Here is an 18,516-nt window from a genome sequence, read left to right as displayed (position 1 = left end):
CAAGTACTAGAACCCACCCACGTACTAGAACGTACCCAGCTTGATGATCGCGAGCAGCGCGAGCAGCTGGATCGACGCCGCGCCCAGCGCCTTCGGCCACGGCAGGTCGTGCGACTTGCTCACCATCGCGGTGAGCAGCGCGCCCGCCGCGACCCAGGTCACCCAGCCGAGCAGCTGGACGAAGGGCTGGCCGCCGCCGAGGAACATCGCCACGATCACGCGGGGCGCGTCCGTGATCGACATGATCAGCATGGAGAGGCCGACCGTCGGCTGCCAGGCGCCGTCGCCGCCGAGCTGGCGGGCGAGGGTGTGCGTGACCACGCCCAGGATGAAGGCACTGATCGTGATCGCGACGGCGGTCGTCAGGACGTACGGCACGGCCGTGGAGAGCGTGGCGCTGATGGCGTCCTCGCGGGCGCCGTCGAAGCCGAAGATCGCGAGCAGGCCGTAGAGGAACGTCACGATGACGGCCGGGGCCCACATCGCGTAGTCCCGCATCTGGAGGAAGGTCGGCCCCGGGCGCAGCACGATGCCGCGCAGCAGGTCCTTCCAGTGCAGGCGGGGCCCCACCGGCGCGGGGGCCTGCCCGGCGCGGTAGGTGTCGCCCTGGTTGTACGGGTCCTCACCCACGGAGAAGGCCTGGGTGTGACCGGGGTTGTTGGCGGCGTACGGATCGAAGCCGCCCTGGCCCCCTTGGCCGCCTCCGTGCCCCGGGTCCCCGCCCGGCCCGCCGAAGTACTCCGGCTCGCCGTGGTTGCCGTGCTGGCCGCCCGCCTGCGGCCACTGTTGCCCGCCGTAACCGCCCTGGCCGCCCTGGCCTTGGCCGTACGGAGGCTGCTGCCCGCCGTGCTGCCGAGGGGGCGGCTGAGGGTAGCCGTACGGAGGCTGCTGGCCCTGGGGGGCCTGCTGCCCGTACGGCTCCTGCCGCGGTCGTTGTTGGGGTCGCGCTTGCGGGGTGCGGTTGTCCCGGCCGCGTCCGATCCTGAATCCAGCCACGGATCGAACGTACCTGGTCTGGAGGGCCCGGGTCGTCCGTCCCCGGGAGGAGAACGGCTTTGCCGCTGACCTGTGACAACCCTTAGGGGGACCCTGAGGGGTTTTCCCCAGGGTCCCGGGTGACCTGCTCCAGGCCTGCGGCGTGCCGTAGGTGACGGGCTACTTCCCCAGCACCGCTCCGTACGCCAGTGGGTCGGAAGAGGCGGGCAGGCCAAGGGAGTTCGGCGTGACGACCGAGCCGCCGGCCCTGGCGCCGGGCAGGTCCCAGACGCCGCCCGCGGAGGAGTTCTCGCCGGGGGCGGCGATGGACAGGTCCAAGGCGCCGTCTCCGTTGTGGTCGCCGAAGGCGAGGGCCCCGCCGAAGCGGTCGCCCGCCTGGGCGACGCCCAGGATGTCGGGGGAGTTCTGCTGGAAGGCGACCGTGCCCGGGTTCGCCGCGCCCGCCGGGTCGAGCAGACCCATCTCGCCGCCCTTGAGGACGGTGACGCTGCCCGCCTTCGCCGCGCTGCCGATCGCCTCGCCGGGGGCGCCCGCGATCAGGTCGTCGTGGCCGTCGGCGTCGATGTCCGCCACGGCGAGCGCGTCGCCGAAGCCGTCACCGGTCTCGGCGACCCCGGGCATGCCCGCGGTGTCCTGGTTGAAGGTCTGCTGCTCCCAGCCGAAGCTGCCGTTGGCGTCGCCGAAGCGGATGTGGATGCCGCCGCCCTTGGTGAGCTGCTCAGGACCGCACGGGTCGTCGATGTTCTCGTCGGCGATCTCGCGGCAGTTGCCGACGGCGAGGTCGTCGAAGCCGTCGCCGTTGAAGTCGCCGGAGGCGAGGGCGTTCGCGGCGCCGTTGGAGTTGTTCCAGAAGTTGGCCATGGAGCCCTCGTCCTTGTTCCAGCCGTAGAGGCGGAGGTGGGACTGGGTGTAGGGCTGGTTCTGCGTGTAGTAGCCGAGGGCGAGGTCGGGGAGCTTGTCGTTGTTGAAGTCGCCGGTTGTCAGGACCGGGGCGCGGCCTCCCATGCGGTCCGCCATCACGGGCTGGGTGTCGGCGGTGAGCGGGTTGAAGTTGGCGACGACCTGGTCCTTGCCGCCGATGGCGAGGTCGACGTCCGTGTCACCGGTGAAGTCGGCGGCGACCAGGGCGTTTCCGAGCACGTCGCCGGACTTCGCGCCGCGGGCGGCGGTGTTGGCCTGGGCGAAGCCGTCGCCGGTGCCGTACAGGACGGTGACGGAACCGGCGTCGGTCTTGGCGTCGCCCGCGGCGGAGCCGCTATCGGACAAATCCTCGCCGGGAGCGCCGATGACGAGGTCCGCGTACTTGTCGTCGTCCACATGCGCGGCGGCGACGGACCCGCCGAACCGGTCACCGGCCTCCGGGGTGCCGGGCACCTCGACGGTGGCCTGGGTGATGCGCCGCACGCCGTGCGGACCGGGCCCGTACTTCCCGCCGAACACGACGCTCACGTAACCGGCCTTGGCCTTGCCGCCGACGGTGCCGCTGGGCACGCCGACGAAGAGGTCGTCGTATCCGTCGCCGTTGAAGTCGCTGGTGAGGGGAGCGGCGGCGGGCGCGGGCGCGGCGCTCGCCCCGGCCGCGAAGGGGAGGGTGAGGCCGGTGGCTGCCAGGGCCGTGGTCGCTGCCAGGGCGAGTGTGCGTGCGCGCAGGGGCACGTGGGGCTCCAACTCAGGAGTAGGCAAAGGGAGTTGTCGGGCGGGCGATTGGGCGTCCGGGTGGCCGGGTGGCCGGGTGGCCGGGGTCGCTCTGCTTCACAGGTTCACCTGTGTGACACCCGGAGTAGGGCAAGGGTTGCCCTGCCGGCTTCGCGCCCCGGTCAGCCCGCGAGGTCCCAGCCGAAGGCCGAGTACTTCGTGGACAGGCCCAGCTTGCTCGGGCCGAAGCTGGTGGACGACGTCGTGGAGTAGAGCGAGTCCGCGGCTCCGGGGAGGTGCCAGAGGGCGCCCGCGTCGTCGTTCTCCTGGGAGGCCGTCGCCGTGAGGTCCAGGCGGCCGTCGGCGCCGATGTCCGTGGCGAGCAGGGTGGCACCGAAGCCGTCGATGGACTCCGAGGCACCCGGGACGCCGGGGCTGTCCTGGGTGAGCGTGATCGCGCCGGTCGTCCGCAGGCCCGAGGTGGAGCCGCGCAGCACGGTGACCGAGCCCGCGCCCATGATGACGTCGGGCTCGGAGCCCAGGCTCTCGCCGGGGGCGCCGGTCGCAAGCTCAGCGTGGCCGTCGCCGTCGAGGTCGCCCACGGCCACCGAAGCGCCGAAGTTGTCCCCGTACTCGGAGGTGCCCGGCACGCCCGCGCTGCTCTGCGTCAGGGTCGTACGGCGGGTGGCGCTCGGTCCTGAGGAGGTGCCGTAGACGACGCTGACCTCGCCGCCCTTGGAGCCGGAGGGCTCGTCGCCGGGCTCGTCGGGGTTGCCGATGGCGATGTCGCCGTATCCGTCGCCGTCCAGGTCGCCGATGGCGGCGGTCGTGCCCGCGCGCAGGGTCGCGCCCTTCGTCAGGCCGGATGCCGTGCCCTTGTAGTGGACGGCCGCCCCGAGGTGGTCGCTGTTGGTCTTCCTGCCGGTGACCACCAGGTCGGCCTTGGCGTCGCCGTTCACCCGGCCCGCGGTCAGGGCCGGGCTTTCGAGCGGAGCGGCGTACGACGTGAGCGAACCGGTCGAGCCGGACTTGGTGAACGGGCCCCGGATCAGGCGGATCTTGAAGGGGTTGGAGCCGGTGTCGCCCTGCGCGGACACGGCGAGGTCGGGCTTCCCGTCCCCGGTGAAGTCACCCGCGGCCAGGCCGAGCCCGAAGTAACTCCCGTGCAGCGGCTGGGGGTTGTCCACCGTCGTGCCGCCGGACAGACCGGACGACGAGCCCCAGACGATCACCACCGTGCCCGAGTCGGGATGGCTGCCCACCTTCTCGCGGGACGAGGTGACGACGAGATCGCTGTACCCGTCGCGGTTCAGGTCCGCCGCCGCGATCTGGTGGCCGAACTCGTCGTCCTTCTCGGCCTCGCCCGGTACGCCGGGCGAGTTCTGGCTGACGACCGTGCGGCGGGCCGGGTCCGGGCTGCCGGACGCCGATCCGTACGCGACGGCGACATGGCCCGCCCAGGACTTGCCGCCGACCGTGGCGGCCGGGGCGGCGATCGCGACGTCGCGGCGCCCGTCGCCGTTGAAGTCGCCCGCGAGGCCGGACGGTGCGGCGGTCGCGGTGCCGGGCAGGGCGAGCAGGCCTGTCGTCGTCAGGGAGGCGGTCAGCAGGAAAGTGCGTATGCGCACGGAGACTCCGAAGGGGAGGGCCGGGCCCGCACGGAGGGGTGCGGGCCCGGTGTTCGGGAGGGGCGGGAGAGAGCGGAAGTGGTGTGTCAGTCCGCGAAGTTGGCGCCGAGGCGCGGCGTGCCCGTGGCCGAGATGCCGACCGTGGACGTGTAGACGCCGGAGGTGCCCGCGAGGGTGCCGTCGGGGAGGGCGTCCAGGATGTAGACCGCGCCGTTGGAGCTGTTCTCGCCGTACGCGCCGACGGAGACGTCGCCCCGGCCGTCGGCGTTCAGGTCGTCGATGTGGACGTCGGAGCCGAAGAAGTCGTTCTTCTCGTTGGAGTTGGGGACGCCCGGGGTGTCCTGGCTGTAGAGCGCGGAACCCTGCGTGGAGAGGCCCGAGCCGTCCGCCGCGCCGTAGATGACGGTGACCGCGCCCGCGTCGGCGACGCCCTCCAGGTCCTCGCCGGGGGAGCTCGCGACCAGGTCGAGGTGGCCGTCGCCGTTGATGTCGCCGAGGTCGAGCTCCGCGCCGAACGAGTCGCCCGCCTCGCTGCCGCCCGGGACGCCCGGCGACTCCTGGGTGATGGCCTCGCTGCCGCCGTACGGGCCGTTCGCGTTGCCCTTGACCACGTACACCGTGCCGCCCTTGTTGGCGCCGTCGATGCCCTCGTCCCAGGTGAGGCCGATGATGACGTCGCCGTAGCCGTCGCCGTCCGTGTCGCCCACGTCCGTGATGTAGCCCGCGGGCAGCCGCTGCACGCCGCTGGTGGTGACGCCGTTCGCGCTGCCCGGCAGCCAGAGGTTGGCGTTGTAGTCGTCGGCGGTGGAGTAGCCGTTGACGAGCAGGTCGTCCTTGCCGTCGCCGTTGACGTCCCCGGAGTGCAGGGTGAAGGGGCCCGCGCCTTCGCCGCTGTGGATGGGCGGGAGCACGGTGTAGTGGCCGCCGGTGGCGCCGGTGCGCTTGATGCCGCCGTCGAAGACGTCGATGGTGGCCGCGCCCGACGAGGCGCCGACGGCGAGGTCGTCCTTGCCGTCGCCGTCGAAGTCGCCCGCCTCCATGGGGCCGCCGAAGAAGTCGTGCTTGGTGGGGCGCGGGTCCTTGATCGTGGAGCCGCCGGACAGGCCGCTCGGGGATCCCCACAGGACCTGGACCGTGCCGCCGTCGACGTCCGAGTCGACGTCCTCGCCGATGGCTCCGACGGCGAGGTCGTCGTAGCCGTCCCCGTCGAAGTCGCCGTACGCGGTGTCGGCGCCGAAGACGTCGCCCTTCTCGGCGGTACCGGGCACGCCCGCGCTGTTCTGGCTGTACGTGACGTGCCGCTGCTCGGCGCCGCCGTACGTCACGACGACCTGGCCCGCGCTGTCCTTGCCGCCCACGGTGGCACCGGCGGCGGAGGTGGCGAGGTCGGCCGCGCCGTCGCCGTTGAAGTCGGCGTCGTCCGGCTGCGCGGCCGCGGGGGCCGCGACCGCGGAGGTCGCCGAGAGGGTGAGGAGTCCGCCTGTGAGGGCCGCAGCGGCGGCGGTTGCCACGGCCAGGCGGCCGGGTCTGTGCGAGGTGGTGCGCTTGTGCTTGGGCATGGGAGCTCCTGGGGTGTGTCGTCTGTACAGGGGGTGGTGCGGGAGGTGGTGCAGGAGGTGGTTCAGGGGGGTGGTCGAACCCCGGACGGGCGGACGCGGAATCTCCGCCCGTCCGGGAAAACTTGGGCTCGCTACCGGCTCAGCGGCTCAGCGGTGCAGCGGTGCAGCGGTGCAGCCATTCCGCACCGCCCTGCCAGGAACCAGGAACCAGGAACCAGGAACCAGGAACAAGGGGTTCGCCGGGAACAAGAGGATCAGCGCAGCGTCCCGCCGAAGCCCGCGCCGCCGAACCCGAAGTCCGTCCCGTTGAAGGAGGCCGCGTACGACGACGTCAGACCCGTCGGCGTGCCGCGCAGGACCCACACGGCCCCGGCGTCCACCGTCGTGCCGATGTCCTCGCCGACCGCGCTCGTGGCCAGGTCCGCCTTGCCGTTCTTGTTGATGTCCTTGAGGCGGACGGACGTACCGAAGCTGTCGCCCGCCTCGGAGACACCGGGCACACCCGCGGTCTCCTGGTGCCAGGCCTTGCCGGAGGTGAACCTGCCCGCGGCGGACTTGAGGAGCGTCACGCTGCCGGAGCCGTCCACGGTGCCGACCTCCTCGCCGGGCGCGCCCACCGCGAGGTCGGCGAGGCCGTCGCCGGTGACGTCGCCCACGGCCACGGACGTGCCGAAGCCGTCGTCCGCCTCGTCGGCGCCCGGAACGCCCGCGCTGCTCTGGTCGTACGTCACCGGGGCGCCGAACTTGTCGTCGCCGCCGAACCGCACGGTCACCGAACCGCCCTTGCCGTCCCGGGAGTTGCCGGTGACCAGATCGGCGTAGCCGTCGCCGTTGACGTCACCGGCGGTGGCCGCGTCACGCGTGGCCGTCGGGTCGGCGCCCTCGCCGAGGACCTCCGCCTGGTAGCCGTAGTCGCCGACGCCGCCGCTCATGTGGGCGGTGTAGGCGCCGCCGTCCGCGCGCTCGCCGTACAGGACGTAGCCGAAGCCGTCCTTGTACTTGAAGTTGCCGGTGACCATGCCGTCCAGGCGGACGCCCTCGGGCAGGAAGTCGACCTCAAGGCCGACCGGGTGGGGGTCGTTCTCGCCACTGCCGCTGTAGTACCACCAGTTGTCGCCGCTGATCACGGCCAACTGGGGCGCGCCGTCGGTGTCCAGGTCGTTCCAGGTGGTGGCTTCGCCGAAGCGGCCCGCGGTGTCGGCGGGGGCGTTCACGACGTGGCTGCCGCCGGTGAATCCGTTCCTGCCGCCCTTGATGACGGTGACGGAGCCGGAGGGCTTGCCCGTCACCTGCTCGCCGGGGGCGCCGATGATCAGGTCGGCGTAGCCGTCACCGTTCGTGTCGCCGCTGGTGACGTTCTCGCCGAACTCGTCCTCGGCCTCGGTGACTCCGGGAACCCCGGCCGTGTCCTGGGTGACGGTGACCGAGCGGCCCTCGGACACACCCGATGCCGAGCCGAACGTCACGGTCACGGAGTTGGCGCCGGGCGTGCCGATCGCGAGGTCGCGGTAGCCGTCGCCGTTGTAGTCGTCCTTGAGCGTCGACGCGGCGCTCGCCGTGCCCGCGAGGGGCAGCGTCAGGCCCGCGGCGGCGAGGGCCGCGACGCTCGCGGCGATGGCCAGATTACGTACGCGCACGTGGAGCTCCCGGGAGTGGGGAAATAGTTCCGGGGGTGTGACTGGTGAGGCGTACGAATGGTTGTGCGACGAGGGCGGAGAGATGGCCGGAAAGTGAACGTGCTCTACCGCCGCTGGGGAAGCCGACGGCACCCCTAAGCGGCACCAAAGGGTGCTATTCGCGCCAGAGTTGGACACCGACGTCGTCGGCCGTGAAGTGCTGGACGCCCTCGGTCTCCAGGCCCTTCCCGGTGCCCCCGATGACCAGGATGTGACCCGGGGCCTTCTTCCACTTCTGGGAGAAGACGACCACGTCCTGGCGGCGGTCGCCGTCGACGTCAAGGAGGTCGAGACTCTCCAGCTGGTTCGGCGCGATGCCCTCGGGCAGACCCTCGTCCCCGCCGGTCACGGTCTGGGTCCGCTCGGTGGTCGGCCCGTGGGGGCCGCCGCGCAGCAGGAGGATCCTGTCCAGGTCGATGATGCGGAAGCCGGGCCGCCCCGCCACCAGGTCCGCGCGGCGGTCCCCGTCGACGTCACCGACCATCGGGCCGCTGCCCCAGGTCGATCCGCGCCCCTCCATGACCCGGGAGCTGCGGCCGCTGCCGAGCCCGGCCTTCGAGCCGTGGATGACGGTGAGCTTGCCGGTGCCGTGGGCGGCCTCGCCGGTGGCGACGAAGTCGTCGATGCCGTCGCCGTCCACGTCGCCCGCGCCGCCGCCGCGCGGCCCGTCGTAGGTCCCCATCTCCCCTTCGAGCTCGCCCTGCGGACCGCTGTCACGGGCGAGGCCCTTGGCCCCGCCCCGGAAGTAGACGGCCTGCGCGGGGGCCGGGGGCGGATCGTCGTTCTGCTCGTAGTCGTCCCCGTGGTACTCGTTCGTCATCACCACGTCGGTGCGGGAGTCCCCGTCGAAGTCACCGGTGACGACGTCCAGGGGGAAGGCGTTGGGTGTGTCCACGGGCTCGGAGCGGGCCGGTGCCTTCTTCTTCCGGTCGAAGGGGCCCAGCAGGGTGCGGCTGCCGTCGAAGAGGTCCGTGGCGCCGTCGCCGTCGAAGTCACCTGCGGCCTCCGGCGTGAAGCCGTCCACGTCGAGCGGCATGGCACGGGACAGCCCTCGCGCGCCACCGAACATCGCGAAGGCCTCGGTGTCGCTGGAGCCGGACTCGCGCCGCGACGAGACGAGGTCAGTGAAGCCGTCGTCGTCGAGGTCGGTCCGCAGCAGGCGGCCGAACACCGCCTGCTCGGGGCCTGCCGGGAGGTTCACGGACCACTCCGGCCGCAGGCCGTCCGGGGAGCCGAACACCACGGTCAGCGTGGAGGTGGTCCGCTCGCGGTTCCGGTCCGTCAGGCGGCCGGACTGCAGGACGGTCGCGTAGTCGTCGTACCCGTCGCCGTTGAAGTCCTTGGGCGACGGCTCCTTCGACGCCTTGCCCGCGGCCGGCCGCCCGGACCGCTTCGTCCCGGTCCCGTCGTCCGACGCACCGCATCCGGCCAGCAGAGCCGCCGTACAGCAGAGGGCCAGCAGACCCACCCGCCGCGCCGCCCTCACGCACCGTCCCCGAGCGCCAGGAACTCCTGCGTGGAGAAGGTGATCCGGGGCTTGCGCACGACCAGGTCGCCCTTCACCCCCGGATACACCCCCACCGTGTCCTCGCCGTCTCCCCGGTAGGTCCGCAGGATCAGATCGGCCCGCTCGTCCCCGTCGAAGTCCGCGACGGCCAGGACCTGCGTGGTGCCCTTGGCCGAGGGGGTCACCGTCGCGGTGGCGTTCTTGTCGATCCCCGCCGTACGTCCCCGGAAGACCCGCACCTCACCGGCGCCGCCGCCGCTTCCGCTGCCGCCCCCGCTCAGGACGAGCTCGCTCAGGCCGTCCCCGTCGAGGTCGCCCGCGTCCACGGCCACGTTCTTCGCCTCCAGCGTGGAGCGCAGGGTGCTGGGCACGTCGTAGCGCAGGGCGACGCCCGTGGGGCCCGCGATCGCCGCGTCCGTCGCCTTGGCCTTGCCGAAGCGGCCGAACGCGATGTCGGAGCCCGCGGGGAAGAGCACGCCGGTCTCGGCGGGGCCCTTGGGGCCGCCCAGGACGAGGGCGCCTGCCGCGGCGCCGGACGCGTTCGCGGCCTTGCGGACCAGGACGTCGTCGTAGCCGTCGCGGTCGACGTCCGTGGCCCTGCCGGTGACGAGGTCGTTGCCGGGCGCGGCAAGGGGCTTGCCCGCGGCGCGCGGGGCCCCGGTCCGCTTGAACGGGCCGCGCAGGTAGGTGAGCCGGGCGCCGCTCGCGTGCAGGACGAGGTCGGCGGCGCCGTCCCCGTCGAAGTCGCCGCACACCGGCTGGTCGGACCAGTCGTTGCCGAAACGTGCCTGCGCGGGCACCTTCACCTTCACGGCCTTGCCGGTCAGGCCCTTGGGTGAGCCGAAGAGGATCTGCAGCGGCACGGGCGGCTGGCCGATGCCGTCGTAGGGCGGGTCGGTGGAGACCAGCAGATCGGTGAACCCGTCCTTGTCGAGGTCGCAGGCCGCCTCCGACTCGAAGGACGCGGGCAACTCGCCCTTGGTGCGCGCCCCGTTGGTCCGCGCGCTCAGCAACTGCCGTGCCCCGGGCCGCAGTCCGGCCTTGCTGCCGTACACGACGCCGATGCCCGCGTCGTCGCCGTGGCCGCTGTGCACCAGGTCGTCCAGTACGAGATCGGGGGCGCCGTCACCGTTGAAGTCGTCGTCGGCCTTGCTGCCCTTGCCCTGCGGTACGGGCAGCTGCGCCGCGCCCTTGCCCGCCATGCTGACGGGCCGGTGCCGTGTCTCGGGCCTGCCCGCGTCGTCGGTGCCGCCGCAGCCCGCGAGCAGCAGCGCGCAGCTGACGACGGCCGCCGTACCCACGACACCCCCGCGTCTGACGCCAGGTATGCCACGTATCCCGGCACTGCGCATGCCCATCACCCACCCCGACCGCCCCAGCTGACAACAACCAGCACATGATGCCCCCCTCCCGCTCCACACGAAAGGCCGGTCCCGCCCCGGAGGGCGGAACCGGCCTGAAGGCGGTGCGGGGCGCGGCTACTTCACCGGCTCGGGCTCCGGCTCGTCCGCGGTCTCGGACTCACCGGCGGGGTCCACCGGGGTCTTCACGGAGTCGAGCAGCAACTGCGCGACGTCCACGACCTGGAGGGCTTCCTTCGCCGCTCCGTCGTTCTTCTTGCCGTTGACGGAGTCGGTGAGCATCACCAGGCAGAACGGGCAGGCGGTCGACACGATGTCGGGGTTGAGGCTGAGCGCCTCGTCGACCCGCTCCGTGTTGATGCGCTTGCCGATCCGCTCCTCCATCCACATCCGCGCACCACCGGCGCCGCAGCAGAAGCCGCGCTCCTTGTGGCGGTGCATCTCCTGCTGGCGCAGGCCGGGGACGGCGGACATGATCTCGCGCGGCGGCGTGTAGATCTTGTTGTGCCGGCCCAGGTAGCACGGGTCGTGGTAGGTGATGAGGCCCTCGACGGGCGTCACCGGGATCAGCTTGCCCTCGTCGATGAGGTGCTGGAGCAGCTGCGTGTGGTGGATGACCTCGTAGTCGCCGCCGAGCTGCGGGTACTCGTTGCCGAGCGTGTTGAGGCAGTGCGGGCAGGTCGCGACGATCTTCTTCGCGGTCTTCGGCTTGGCCGAATCGGGCGTGACCTTGCCGTCGTCGTCGAGCTCCTCGCCGAACGCCATGTTCAGCGCCATCACGTTCTCCTGGCCGAGCTGCTGGAACAGCGGCTCGTTGCCCAGGCGGCGCGCGGAGTCACCGGTGCACTTCTCGTCGCCGCCCATGATCGCGAACTTGACGCCCGCCATGTTGAGCAGCTCCGCGAAGGCCTTGGTGGTCTTCTTCGCGCGGTCTTCGAGCGCGCCCGCGCAGCCGACCCAGTAGAGGTACTCGACGTCGGTGAGGTCCTCGATGTCCTTGCCGACGACCGGCACCTCGAAGTCGAGCTCCTTGAGCCACTCGAGGCGCTGCTTCTTGGCGAGACCCCAGGGGTTGCCCTTCTTCTCCAGGTTCTTGAGCATCGTCCCGGCCTCGGACGGGAACGCGCTCTCGATCATCACCTGGTAGCGGCGCATGTCGACGATGTGGTCGATGTGCTCGATGTCCACCGGGCACTGCTCGACGCAGGCGCCGCAGCTGGTGCAGGACCACAGGACGTCGGGGTCGATGACGCCGTTCTCCTCGGCGGTGCCGATGAGGGGGCGCTCGGCCTCGGCGAGAGCGGCGGCGGGCACGTCCTTGAGCTGCTCCTCCGTCGCCTTCTCGTTGCCCTCCATGTCCTTGCCGCCACCGGCGAGCAGGTACGGGGCCTTGGCGTGCGCGTGGTCGCGCAGCGACATGATCAGGAGCTTCGGGGAGAGCGGCTTTCCGGTGTTCCAGGCGGGGCACTGCGACTGACAGCGGCCGCACTCGGTGCACGTACTGAAGTCGAGGAGCCCCTTCCAGGAGAACTGCTCGACCTGGCTGACACCGAAGACGGCGTCCTCGGCCGGGTCCTCCCAGTCGATCGGCTTGCCGCCGGACGTCATGGGCTGGAGCTCGCCGAGGGTCGTGGAGCCGTCCGCGTCGCGCTTGAACCAGATGTTCGGGAAGGCGAGGAAGCGGTGCCAGGCGACGCCCATGTTGGTGTTGAGCGCGACCACGATCATCCAGATGAACGAGGTGGCGATCTTCAGCATGGCGAAGAAGTACGTGAGGTTCTGCAGCGTGGAGAGGTCCATGCCGGCGAACCACGAGACGAACGGGTACGAGATGAAGAACGACGCCTCGTAGCTGTCCACGTGGTGCTGGGCACCCTCAAGGGCGTGCAGCGTGAAGATGCAGACGCCGACGATGAGGATGACGGCCTCGACGAAGTACGCCTGGCCCTTCTTGGAGCCCGCGAACCGGGACTTGCGGCCGGGCTTGTCCGGGTTGCTCAGCTGCCGGATGACGATCAGCGTCAGGATGCCGACCACCGTCATGGTGCCGATGAACTCGACGAACATGTTGTACGGCGCCCACTCACCGATGATCGGCAGCATCCAGTCGGCCTCGAAGAGCTGGCCGATGGCGTTGACGATGGTGAGGAGCAGCGAGAAGAAGCCCACCGCCACGAACCAGTGCGCGACGCCGACGACGCCCCACCGGTTCATGCGGGTGTGGCCGAGGAACTCCTTGGCCACGGTGACGGTGCGCTGCACGGGCTGATCGGTGCGGGTGCCTGCCGGGACGGACTGGCCGAGCCGCATGAACTGGTAGATCTGCACGATGGCACGGCCGAACAGCGCGACGCCGACCGCGATTAGGACCAGCGACACGATGATCGCGGCGAGTTGCATTTGGGGGCTCCTCGGGCCTGCGAGGCGAACTATTACTAAGCGGTAACTTATGCAGTCCGTCTGAGACTACCCACTTACTCAGCCGCACTGTAGCCAGCGTGGCGGTGATCTGCGTCGCTCAGGCCACCCTTGCCGCGTCGCAGCCCGGGGGAGCGCCCCAAAGGGGCGCGGGGAACTGCGCGACCAGCCACGACGGACCCGCGGTCAGGGAGCTCGCCGCCCGTGAAGGGGCCCGACCTGCGCGTAAGGGCGGGATAAGAGTTGAGTCCCCCCGACTCAGCTCTGTTGACTCCAGCGAAGCGACCATGCATCCTTGAGCCAGATCCACTCAAGAAGTACATCTGGAGGAATCGAAATGGCACGTGCGGTCGGCATCGACCTGGGCACGACTAACTCTGTCGTCAGCGTTCTTGAAGGCGGCGAGCCCACCGTCATCACCAACGCCGAGGGCGCCAGGACCACGCCGTCCGTCGTCGCCTTCGCGAAGAACGGCGAGGTGCTGGTCGGCGAGGTGGCCAAGCGCCAGGCGGTCACCAACGTCGACAGGACCATCCGTTCGGTCAAGCGCCACATGGGCACTGACTGGAAGGTGGACATCGACGACAAGGGGTTCAACCCCCAGCAGATCTCGGCGTTCATCCTGCAGAAGCTGAAGCGCGACGCGGAGTCGTACCTGGGCGAGAAGGTGGCCGACGCGGTCATCACCGTCCCGGCGTACTTCAACGACTCGGAGCGCCAGGCGACGAAGGAGGCCGGCGAGATCGCGGGCCTGAACGTCCTGCGCATCGTCAATGAGCCGACGGCCGCCGCGCTCGCGTACGGCCTCGACAAGGACGACCAGACGATCCTCGTCTTCGACCTCGGTGGCGGCACCTTCGACGTGTCCCTCCTGGAGATCGGCGACGGCGTCGTCGAGGTGAAGGCCACGAACGGCGACAACCACCTCGGTGGTGACGACTGGGACCAGCGCGTCGTCGACTACCTGGTCAAGCAGTTCAACAACGGCCACGGCGTGGACCTCTCCAAGGACAAGATGGCGCTCCAGCGCCTGCGCGAGGCGGCCGAGAAGGCCAAGATCGAGCTGTCCTCCTCCACGGAGACCTCGATCAACCTGCCGTACATCACGGCGTCCGCCGAGGGCCCGCTGCACCTGGACGAGAAGCTCACGCGCGCCCAGTTCCAGCAGCTCACGTCCGACCTTCTTGAGCGGTGCAAGAACCCGTTCAACAACGTCATCAAGGACGCGGGCATCCAGCTCTCCGAGATCGACCACGTCGTTCTCGTCGGTGGCTCGACCCGTATGCCCGCCGTCGCGGAGCTCGTCAAGGAGCTGACCGGTGGCCAGGACGCCAACAAGGGCGTGAACCCGGACGAGGTCGTCGCCATCGGCGCCGCCCTCCAGGCCGGTGTCCTCAAGGGCGAGGTCAAGGACGTCCTGCTCCTCGACGTCACCCCGCTGTCCCTCGGCATCGAGACCAAGGGAGGGATCATGACCAAGCTCATCGAGCGCAACACCACGATCCCGACCAAGCGCTCCGAGATCTTCACGACGGCCGAGGACAACCAGCCGTCCGTCCAGATCCAGGTCTACCAGGGCGAGCGCGAGATCGCGGCGTACAACAAGAAGCTCGGAATGTTCGAGCTCACCGGTCTGCCGCCCGCCCCGCGCGGTGTCCCGCAGATCGAGGTCGCCTTCGACATCGACGCCAACGGCATCATGCACGTGACGGCCAAGGACCTCGGCACCGGCAAGGAGCAGAAGATGACCGTCACCGGCGGCTCCTCGCTGCCGAAGGACGAGGTCGACCGCATGCGCCAGGAGGCCGAGCAGTACGCGGACGAGGACCACAAGCGCCGCGAGGCCGCCGAGTCCCGCAACCAGGGCGAGCAGCTCGTCTACCAGACGGAGAAGTTCCTCGCGGACAACGCGGAGAAGGTCCCCGGTGACGTGAAGACCGAGGTCGAGTCCGCCGTCGAAGAGCTGAAGGAAAAGCTCAAGGGCGAGGACACGGCGGAGATCCGCACCGCCACCGAGAAGGTCGCGGCCGTCTCCCAGAAGCTGGGCCAGGCCATGTACGCGGACGCGCAGGCGGCCGGTGCCGAGGGCGCTGCCCCCGGTGCCGAGGGCGCCGAGGCCCCGAACATGTCGAAGGAAGACGACGTGGTCGACGCCGAGATCGTCGACGACGAGAAGCCCGGTGACTCGAAGGGCGGCGCCGCATGACCGAGGAGACTCCGGGCTTCGGTGACAACACCGAGAAGTCCGACGTCCCCTCCGGCGCCACCCCTGATGACGCGGCGCCGCAGGCCGCCGAGCCCTCCACCGAGGAGGGCCCGGCGGCCCCGGCCGGGGACGCAGCAAGCAACGCATCGGCGCAGTCGGCCCAGGACGTGGGTCTGATCGCGCAGCTGGACCAGGTGCGCACGGCGCTCGGCGAGCGCACGGCGGACCTCCAGCGGCTCCAGGCGGAGTATCAGAACTACCGCCGCCGTGTGGAGCGGGACAAGGTCACGGTCAAGGAGATCGCCGCGGCGAACCTCCTGGGCGAACTCCTCCCGAGCCTCGACGACATCGGCCGCGCGCGTGAGCACGGCGAGCTGGTGGGCGGGTTCAAGTCGGTCGCGGAGGCACTGGAGACGGTCGTCGCCAAGATGGGCCTCCAGCAGTTCGGCAAGGAGGGCGAGCCCTTCGACCCGACGATCCACGAGGCCCTGATGCACTCGTACGCGCCGGACGTCACGGAGACGACCTGCGTCGCGATCCTGCAGCCGGGGTACCGCATCGGCGAGCGCACCATCCGCCCCGCGCGGGTGGCCGTGGCCGAGCCGCAGCCCGGTGCGCAGACGGTCAAGGGCGAGGAATCCGCCGAGGCCCCCGCGGACGGGGCTCAGGACAAGGAGACCGGTGGCCCGGACGAGGGCTGACGTAACGGAGCTGTTGTGAAGCGAGAGGAGGGACGTCGGGGATGAGCACCAAGGACTTCATCGAGAAGGACTACTACAAGGTCCTCGGCGTCCCCAAGGACGCCACCGAGGCCGAGATCAAGAAGGCGTACCGGAAACTCGCCCGCGAGAACCACCCGGACGCCAACAAGGGCAACGTCAAGGCGGAGGAGCGCTTCAAGGAGATCTCCGAGGCGAACGACGTCCTCGGGGACCCCAAGAAGCGCAAGGAGTACGACGAAGCGCGTGCTCTCTTCGGCAACGGCGGCTTCCGGGCAGGTCCCGGGGGCGGCGGTGCCCCGGGCTCCTTCAACTTCGACCTGGGGGACCTCTTCGGAGGCGGCGCCCCGGGCGGTGGAGCGGGCGGCGCCGGCGGTGCCGGCGGCTTCGGCGGCGGTCTGGGTGACGTCTTCGGGGGCCTGTTCAACCGAGGCGGCACGGGAGCGGGCGGCGCGGGCACGCGTACGCAGCCCCGGCGCGGCCAGGACATCGAGTCCGAGGTCACGCTGAGCTTCACGGAGGCGGTGGACGGGGCCACGGTCCCGCTCCGGATGTCCTCCCAGGCTCCGTGCAAGGCCTGTTCCGGCACCGGCGACAAGAACGGCACACCGCGCGTGTGCCCGACCTGCGTCGGCACGGGCCAGGTCACGCGCGGCGGCGGCGGCGGATTCTCCCTCACGGACCCCTGCGTGGACTGCAAGGGCCGCGGGCTCATCGCCCAGGACCCCTGCGAGGTCTGCAAGGGCTCGGGCAGGGCGAAGTCGTCCCGCACGATGCAGGTGCGGATCCCCGCGGGCGTCTCGGACGGCCAGCGCATCCGCCTGCGCGGCAAGGGCGGCCCGGGTGAACGGGGCGGCCCGGCAGGCGACTTGTACGTGGTCGTGCACGTCGACACCCACCCGGTCTTCGGCCGCAAGGGCGACAACCTGACGGTGACGGTGCCGGTGACGTTCACCGAGGCGGCCCTGGGCGGCGAGGTGAAGGTCCCCACACTGGGCGGCCCGCCGGTCACCCTGAAGCTGCCTCCGGGCACCCCCAACGGTCGTACGATGCGGGCGCGGGGCAAGGGCGCGGTGCGCAAGGACGGCTCGCGGGGCGACTTGCTGGTGACGGTGGAGGTGGCGGTTCCGACCGACCTCAGCGACCCGGCGAAGGAAGCCCTGGAGGCCTACCGCAAGGCGACTGCGGACGACGATCCGCGGGCAGAACTGTTCCAGGCCGCGAAGGGAGCATGAGATGGACGGCCGTCGTCGAAATCCGTACCAACTGACCGACGAGACGCCGGTCTACGTCATCTCGGTGGCCGCCCAGCTGAGCGGACTCCACCCGCAGACCCTGCGCCAGTACGACCGCCTGGGCCTGGTCTCCCCGGACCGCACACCGGGCCGGGGCCGCCGGTATTCGGCCCGCGACATCGACCTGCTCCGCACGGTGCAGCAGCTGTCGCAGGAAGAGGGCATCAACCTCGCGGGCATCAAGCGCATCATCGAGCTCGAGAACCAAGTGGCGGCGCTCCAGTCGAGGGTGGCGGAGCTGTCGTCGGCGGTGGAGGGCGCGGCCGCGGCGATGCAGCAGCGCGAGGCGGCGGTGCACGCGTCGTACCGCCGCGACCTGGTGCCCTACCAGGACGTGCAGCAGGCGAGCGCGCTGGTGGTGTGGCGCCCCAAGAGGGCGGCGGAGTAGTTCGTACGCAGCGTGTGTCGGGGCCGGGAGGTGGGAACCTCCCGGCCCCTTCGCGCGTTGCGGTGGTCGACCAGAAGTGATTGTCGCGGGGGAAGTGGAATTCCATGGCCATGGTGGGACTGTTCTGGATCGCCGAGGGCGACGTGTACGTGGGCGCGAAGCCGTCGGGCCTCGCGGCGGGGGTGCGGCTGACGCCGGAGGGCGTGGTGGCCCTGGGCGACAAGCAGCCGGGCATGTGGCCCTGGGAGGACGTCCACGCGCTGGCGGCCCAGGACGTCCCCGTGAAGTCCCTCAAGCGCAACGTGGGCGTGCTCGTGGACATGGCCCTGACGGTGGGCCTCGGAGGGGGCGACGAGGCGCCGACGATGACGCTGCGGGTCTCGGACGCCGACGGCGACACGGACCTGACGGTGTACACGGCGGCCGCGACGGGGTACTCACAGACGGAGTACGACCTCTCCCGCGAGCTCTTGTCCCGCCTGACGCAGGGCGCGGGCACGCTGCTGACCACCCTGGCGGCGATGGCGGAGTGGGGCAGGAGCCATGAGGGCGGGACGCCGAGGGCGGCGGACCGCGAGGAACTACTGCGAACGTGGACGGAGTCCTGATGCCCAGCTCTCCCGTGAGCCCGCCGACGGAGACGGACCTGACGCACCTGCGCCGCTGTGTGGAGCTGGCGAGAGCGGCCCTGGACGCGGGCGACGAACCCTTCGGCTCGCTCCTGGTGTCGGCGGACGGCAAGGTCCTCAGGGAGGACCGCAACCGAGTGGCGGGCGGAGACCACACCCGCCACCCCGAGTTCGAACTGGCCCGCTGGTCGGCGGAGCACCTGCCGCCCGGGGAACGGGCGGGCGCCACGGTCTACACCTCGGGCGAACACTGCCCCATGTGCTCGGCGGCGCACGCCTGGGTGGGCCTGGGCCGCATCGTGTACGCGGCGTCGTCGGCGCAACTGACGTCATGGCTGAAGGAACTGAACGCCCCACCGTCCCCGGTCACCGCACTCCCGATCGGGGAGGTCGCACCGGGGGTGAGGGTGGCGGGGCCTGCTCCTGAACTGACGGAGGAAGTAAGGGAATTGCATCACCGGTTCGCGCGGGGGCGGGGCGCGTCGTCCTGACGGACGGC

The 18,516-nt window shown here is 70.9% G+C and carries 14 protein-coding genes; 6 read left to right on the top strand and 8 right to left on the bottom strand.

Going from position 1 to position 18,516, the window contains the following annotated elements:
* Positions 1-24 precede the first annotated feature (24 nt).
* From M4V62_RS20930 to M4V62_RS20895, 8 genes are all read right to left on the bottom strand, one after another.
* The gene (locus M4V62_RS20930; protein WP_249588777.1) at positions 25-996 is read right to left on the bottom strand and encodes a Yip1 family protein; all 972 of its coding nucleotides are present in this window, start codon (positions 994-996) and stop codon (positions 25-27) included.
* A 159-nt stretch (positions 997-1,155) separates the two neighbouring features.
* On the bottom strand, positions 1,156-2,652 hold the full coding sequence (locus M4V62_RS20925) for an FG-GAP and VCBS repeat-containing protein (RefSeq protein WP_249588776.1): 1,497 nt from the start codon (positions 2,650-2,652) through the stop codon (positions 1,156-1,158).
* 161 nt (positions 2,653-2,813) lie between these two features.
* Positions 2,814-4,259 (bottom strand): FG-GAP and VCBS repeat-containing protein, encoded by a 1,446-nt coding sequence (locus M4V62_RS20920; RefSeq protein ID WP_249588775.1) that lies wholly within the window; start codon positions 4,257-4,259, stop codon positions 2,814-2,816.
* Between the two features lie 86 nt (positions 4,260-4,345).
* Positions 4,346-5,818 carry an FG-GAP repeat protein gene (locus tag M4V62_RS20915; RefSeq protein ID WP_249588774.1) on the bottom strand — a complete coding sequence of 491 codons (1,473 nt, stop codon included), beginning with the start codon at positions 5,816-5,818 and terminating at the stop codon, positions 4,346-4,348.
* A 254-nt stretch (positions 5,819-6,072) separates the two neighbouring features.
* Positions 6,073-7,455, bottom strand: coding sequence for an FG-GAP-like repeat-containing protein (locus tag M4V62_RS20910; RefSeq protein WP_249588773.1), 1,383 nt, complete (start codon positions 7,453-7,455; stop codon positions 6,073-6,075).
* A gap of 154 nt (positions 7,456-7,609) precedes the next feature.
* On the bottom strand, positions 7,610-8,980 hold the full coding sequence (locus tag M4V62_RS20905) for an FG-GAP repeat domain-containing protein (RefSeq protein ID WP_249588772.1): 1,371 nt from the start codon (positions 8,978-8,980) through the stop codon (positions 7,610-7,612).
* Entirely contained in the window at positions 8,977-10,353 is a 1,377-nt protein-coding gene (locus tag M4V62_RS20900) for an FG-GAP repeat domain-containing protein (RefSeq protein ID WP_425575256.1), read from the bottom strand. The genes M4V62_RS20905 and M4V62_RS20900 overlap by 4 nt, the downstream gene beginning before the upstream one ends.
* Positions 10,354-10,479: 126 nt before the next feature.
* Positions 10,480-12,762: a (Fe-S)-binding protein gene (locus M4V62_RS20895; protein ID WP_249588770.1), complete on the bottom strand. Its 2,283-nt coding sequence runs from the start codon at positions 12,760-12,762 to the stop codon at positions 10,480-10,482.
* A 355-nt stretch (positions 12,763-13,117) separates the two neighbouring features.
* On the opposite strand from M4V62_RS20895, the gene dnaK reads away from it, so the two are divergent.
* From dnaK to M4V62_RS20865, 6 genes are all read left to right on the top strand, one after another.
* On the top strand, positions 13,118-14,986 hold the full coding sequence (gene dnaK, locus M4V62_RS20890) for a molecular chaperone DnaK (RefSeq protein ID WP_249588769.1): 1,869 nt from the start codon (positions 13,118-13,120) through the stop codon (positions 14,984-14,986).
* Positions 14,983-15,687 (top strand): nucleotide exchange factor GrpE, encoded by a 705-nt coding sequence (grpE, locus tag M4V62_RS20885; RefSeq protein ID WP_249588768.1) that lies wholly within the window; start codon positions 14,983-14,985, stop codon positions 15,685-15,687. Before dnaK ends, grpE begins: the two co-directional genes overlap by 4 nt.
* Positions 15,688-15,728: 41 nt before the next feature.
* The gene (dnaJ, locus tag M4V62_RS20880) at positions 15,729-16,940 is read left to right on the top strand and encodes a molecular chaperone DnaJ (RefSeq protein ID WP_249588767.1); all 1,212 of its coding nucleotides are present in this window, start codon (positions 15,729-15,731) and stop codon (positions 16,938-16,940) included.
* Between the two features lies 1 nt (position 16,941).
* Positions 16,942-17,388 (top strand): heat shock protein transcriptional repressor HspR, encoded by a 447-nt coding sequence (locus M4V62_RS20875; RefSeq protein ID WP_249588766.1) that lies wholly within the window; start codon positions 16,942-16,944, stop codon positions 17,386-17,388.
* 104 nt (positions 17,389-17,492) lie between these two features.
* Positions 17,493-17,996 (top strand): hypothetical protein, encoded by a 504-nt coding sequence (locus M4V62_RS20870; protein WP_249588765.1) that lies wholly within the window; start codon positions 17,493-17,495, stop codon positions 17,994-17,996.
* Positions 17,996-18,508: a nucleoside deaminase gene (locus M4V62_RS20865; RefSeq protein ID WP_249588764.1), complete on the top strand. Its 513-nt coding sequence runs from the start codon at positions 17,996-17,998 to the stop codon at positions 18,506-18,508. The genes M4V62_RS20870 and M4V62_RS20865 overlap by 1 nt, the downstream gene beginning before the upstream one ends.
* The last annotated feature ends 8 nt before the right edge of the window (positions 18,509-18,516 follow it).

This window comes from Streptomyces durmitorensis, assembly GCF_023498005.1.
Lineage (GTDB): Bacteria > Actinomycetota > Actinomycetes > Streptomycetales > Streptomycetaceae > Streptomyces > Streptomyces durmitorensis.
This window is presented reverse-complemented; position numbering and strand designations above follow the sequence as displayed.

Coding starts and splice junctions, on each gene's coding strand:
- dnaK (WP_249588769.1), top strand. CDS start 13,118: ATGGCACGTGCGGTCGGCATCGACCTGGGCACGACTAACTCTGTCGTC.
- M4V62_RS20870 (WP_249588765.1), top strand. CDS start 17,493: ATGGCCATGGTGGGACTGTTCTGGATCGCCGAGGGCGACGTGTACGTG.
- M4V62_RS20915 (WP_249588774.1), bottom strand. CDS start 5,818: ATGCCCAAGCACAAGCGCACCACCTCGCACAGACCCGGCCGCCTGGCC.
- M4V62_RS20895 (WP_249588770.1), bottom strand. CDS start 12,762: ATGCAACTCGCCGCGATCATCGTGTCGCTGGTCCTAATCGCGGTCGGC.
- grpE (WP_249588768.1), top strand. CDS start 14,983: ATGACCGAGGAGACTCCGGGCTTCGGTGACAACACCGAGAAGTCCGAC.
- dnaJ (WP_249588767.1), top strand. CDS start 15,729: ATGAGCACCAAGGACTTCATCGAGAAGGACTACTACAAGGTCCTCGGC.
- M4V62_RS20875 (WP_249588766.1), top strand. CDS start 16,942: ATGGACGGCCGTCGTCGAAATCCGTACCAACTGACCGACGAGACGCCG.
- M4V62_RS20865 (WP_249588764.1), top strand. CDS start 17,996: ATGCCCAGCTCTCCCGTGAGCCCGCCGACGGAGACGGACCTGACGCAC.
- M4V62_RS20900 (WP_425575256.1), bottom strand. CDS start 10,353: ATGCGCAGTGCCGGGATACGTGGCATACCTGGCGTCAGACGCGGGGGT.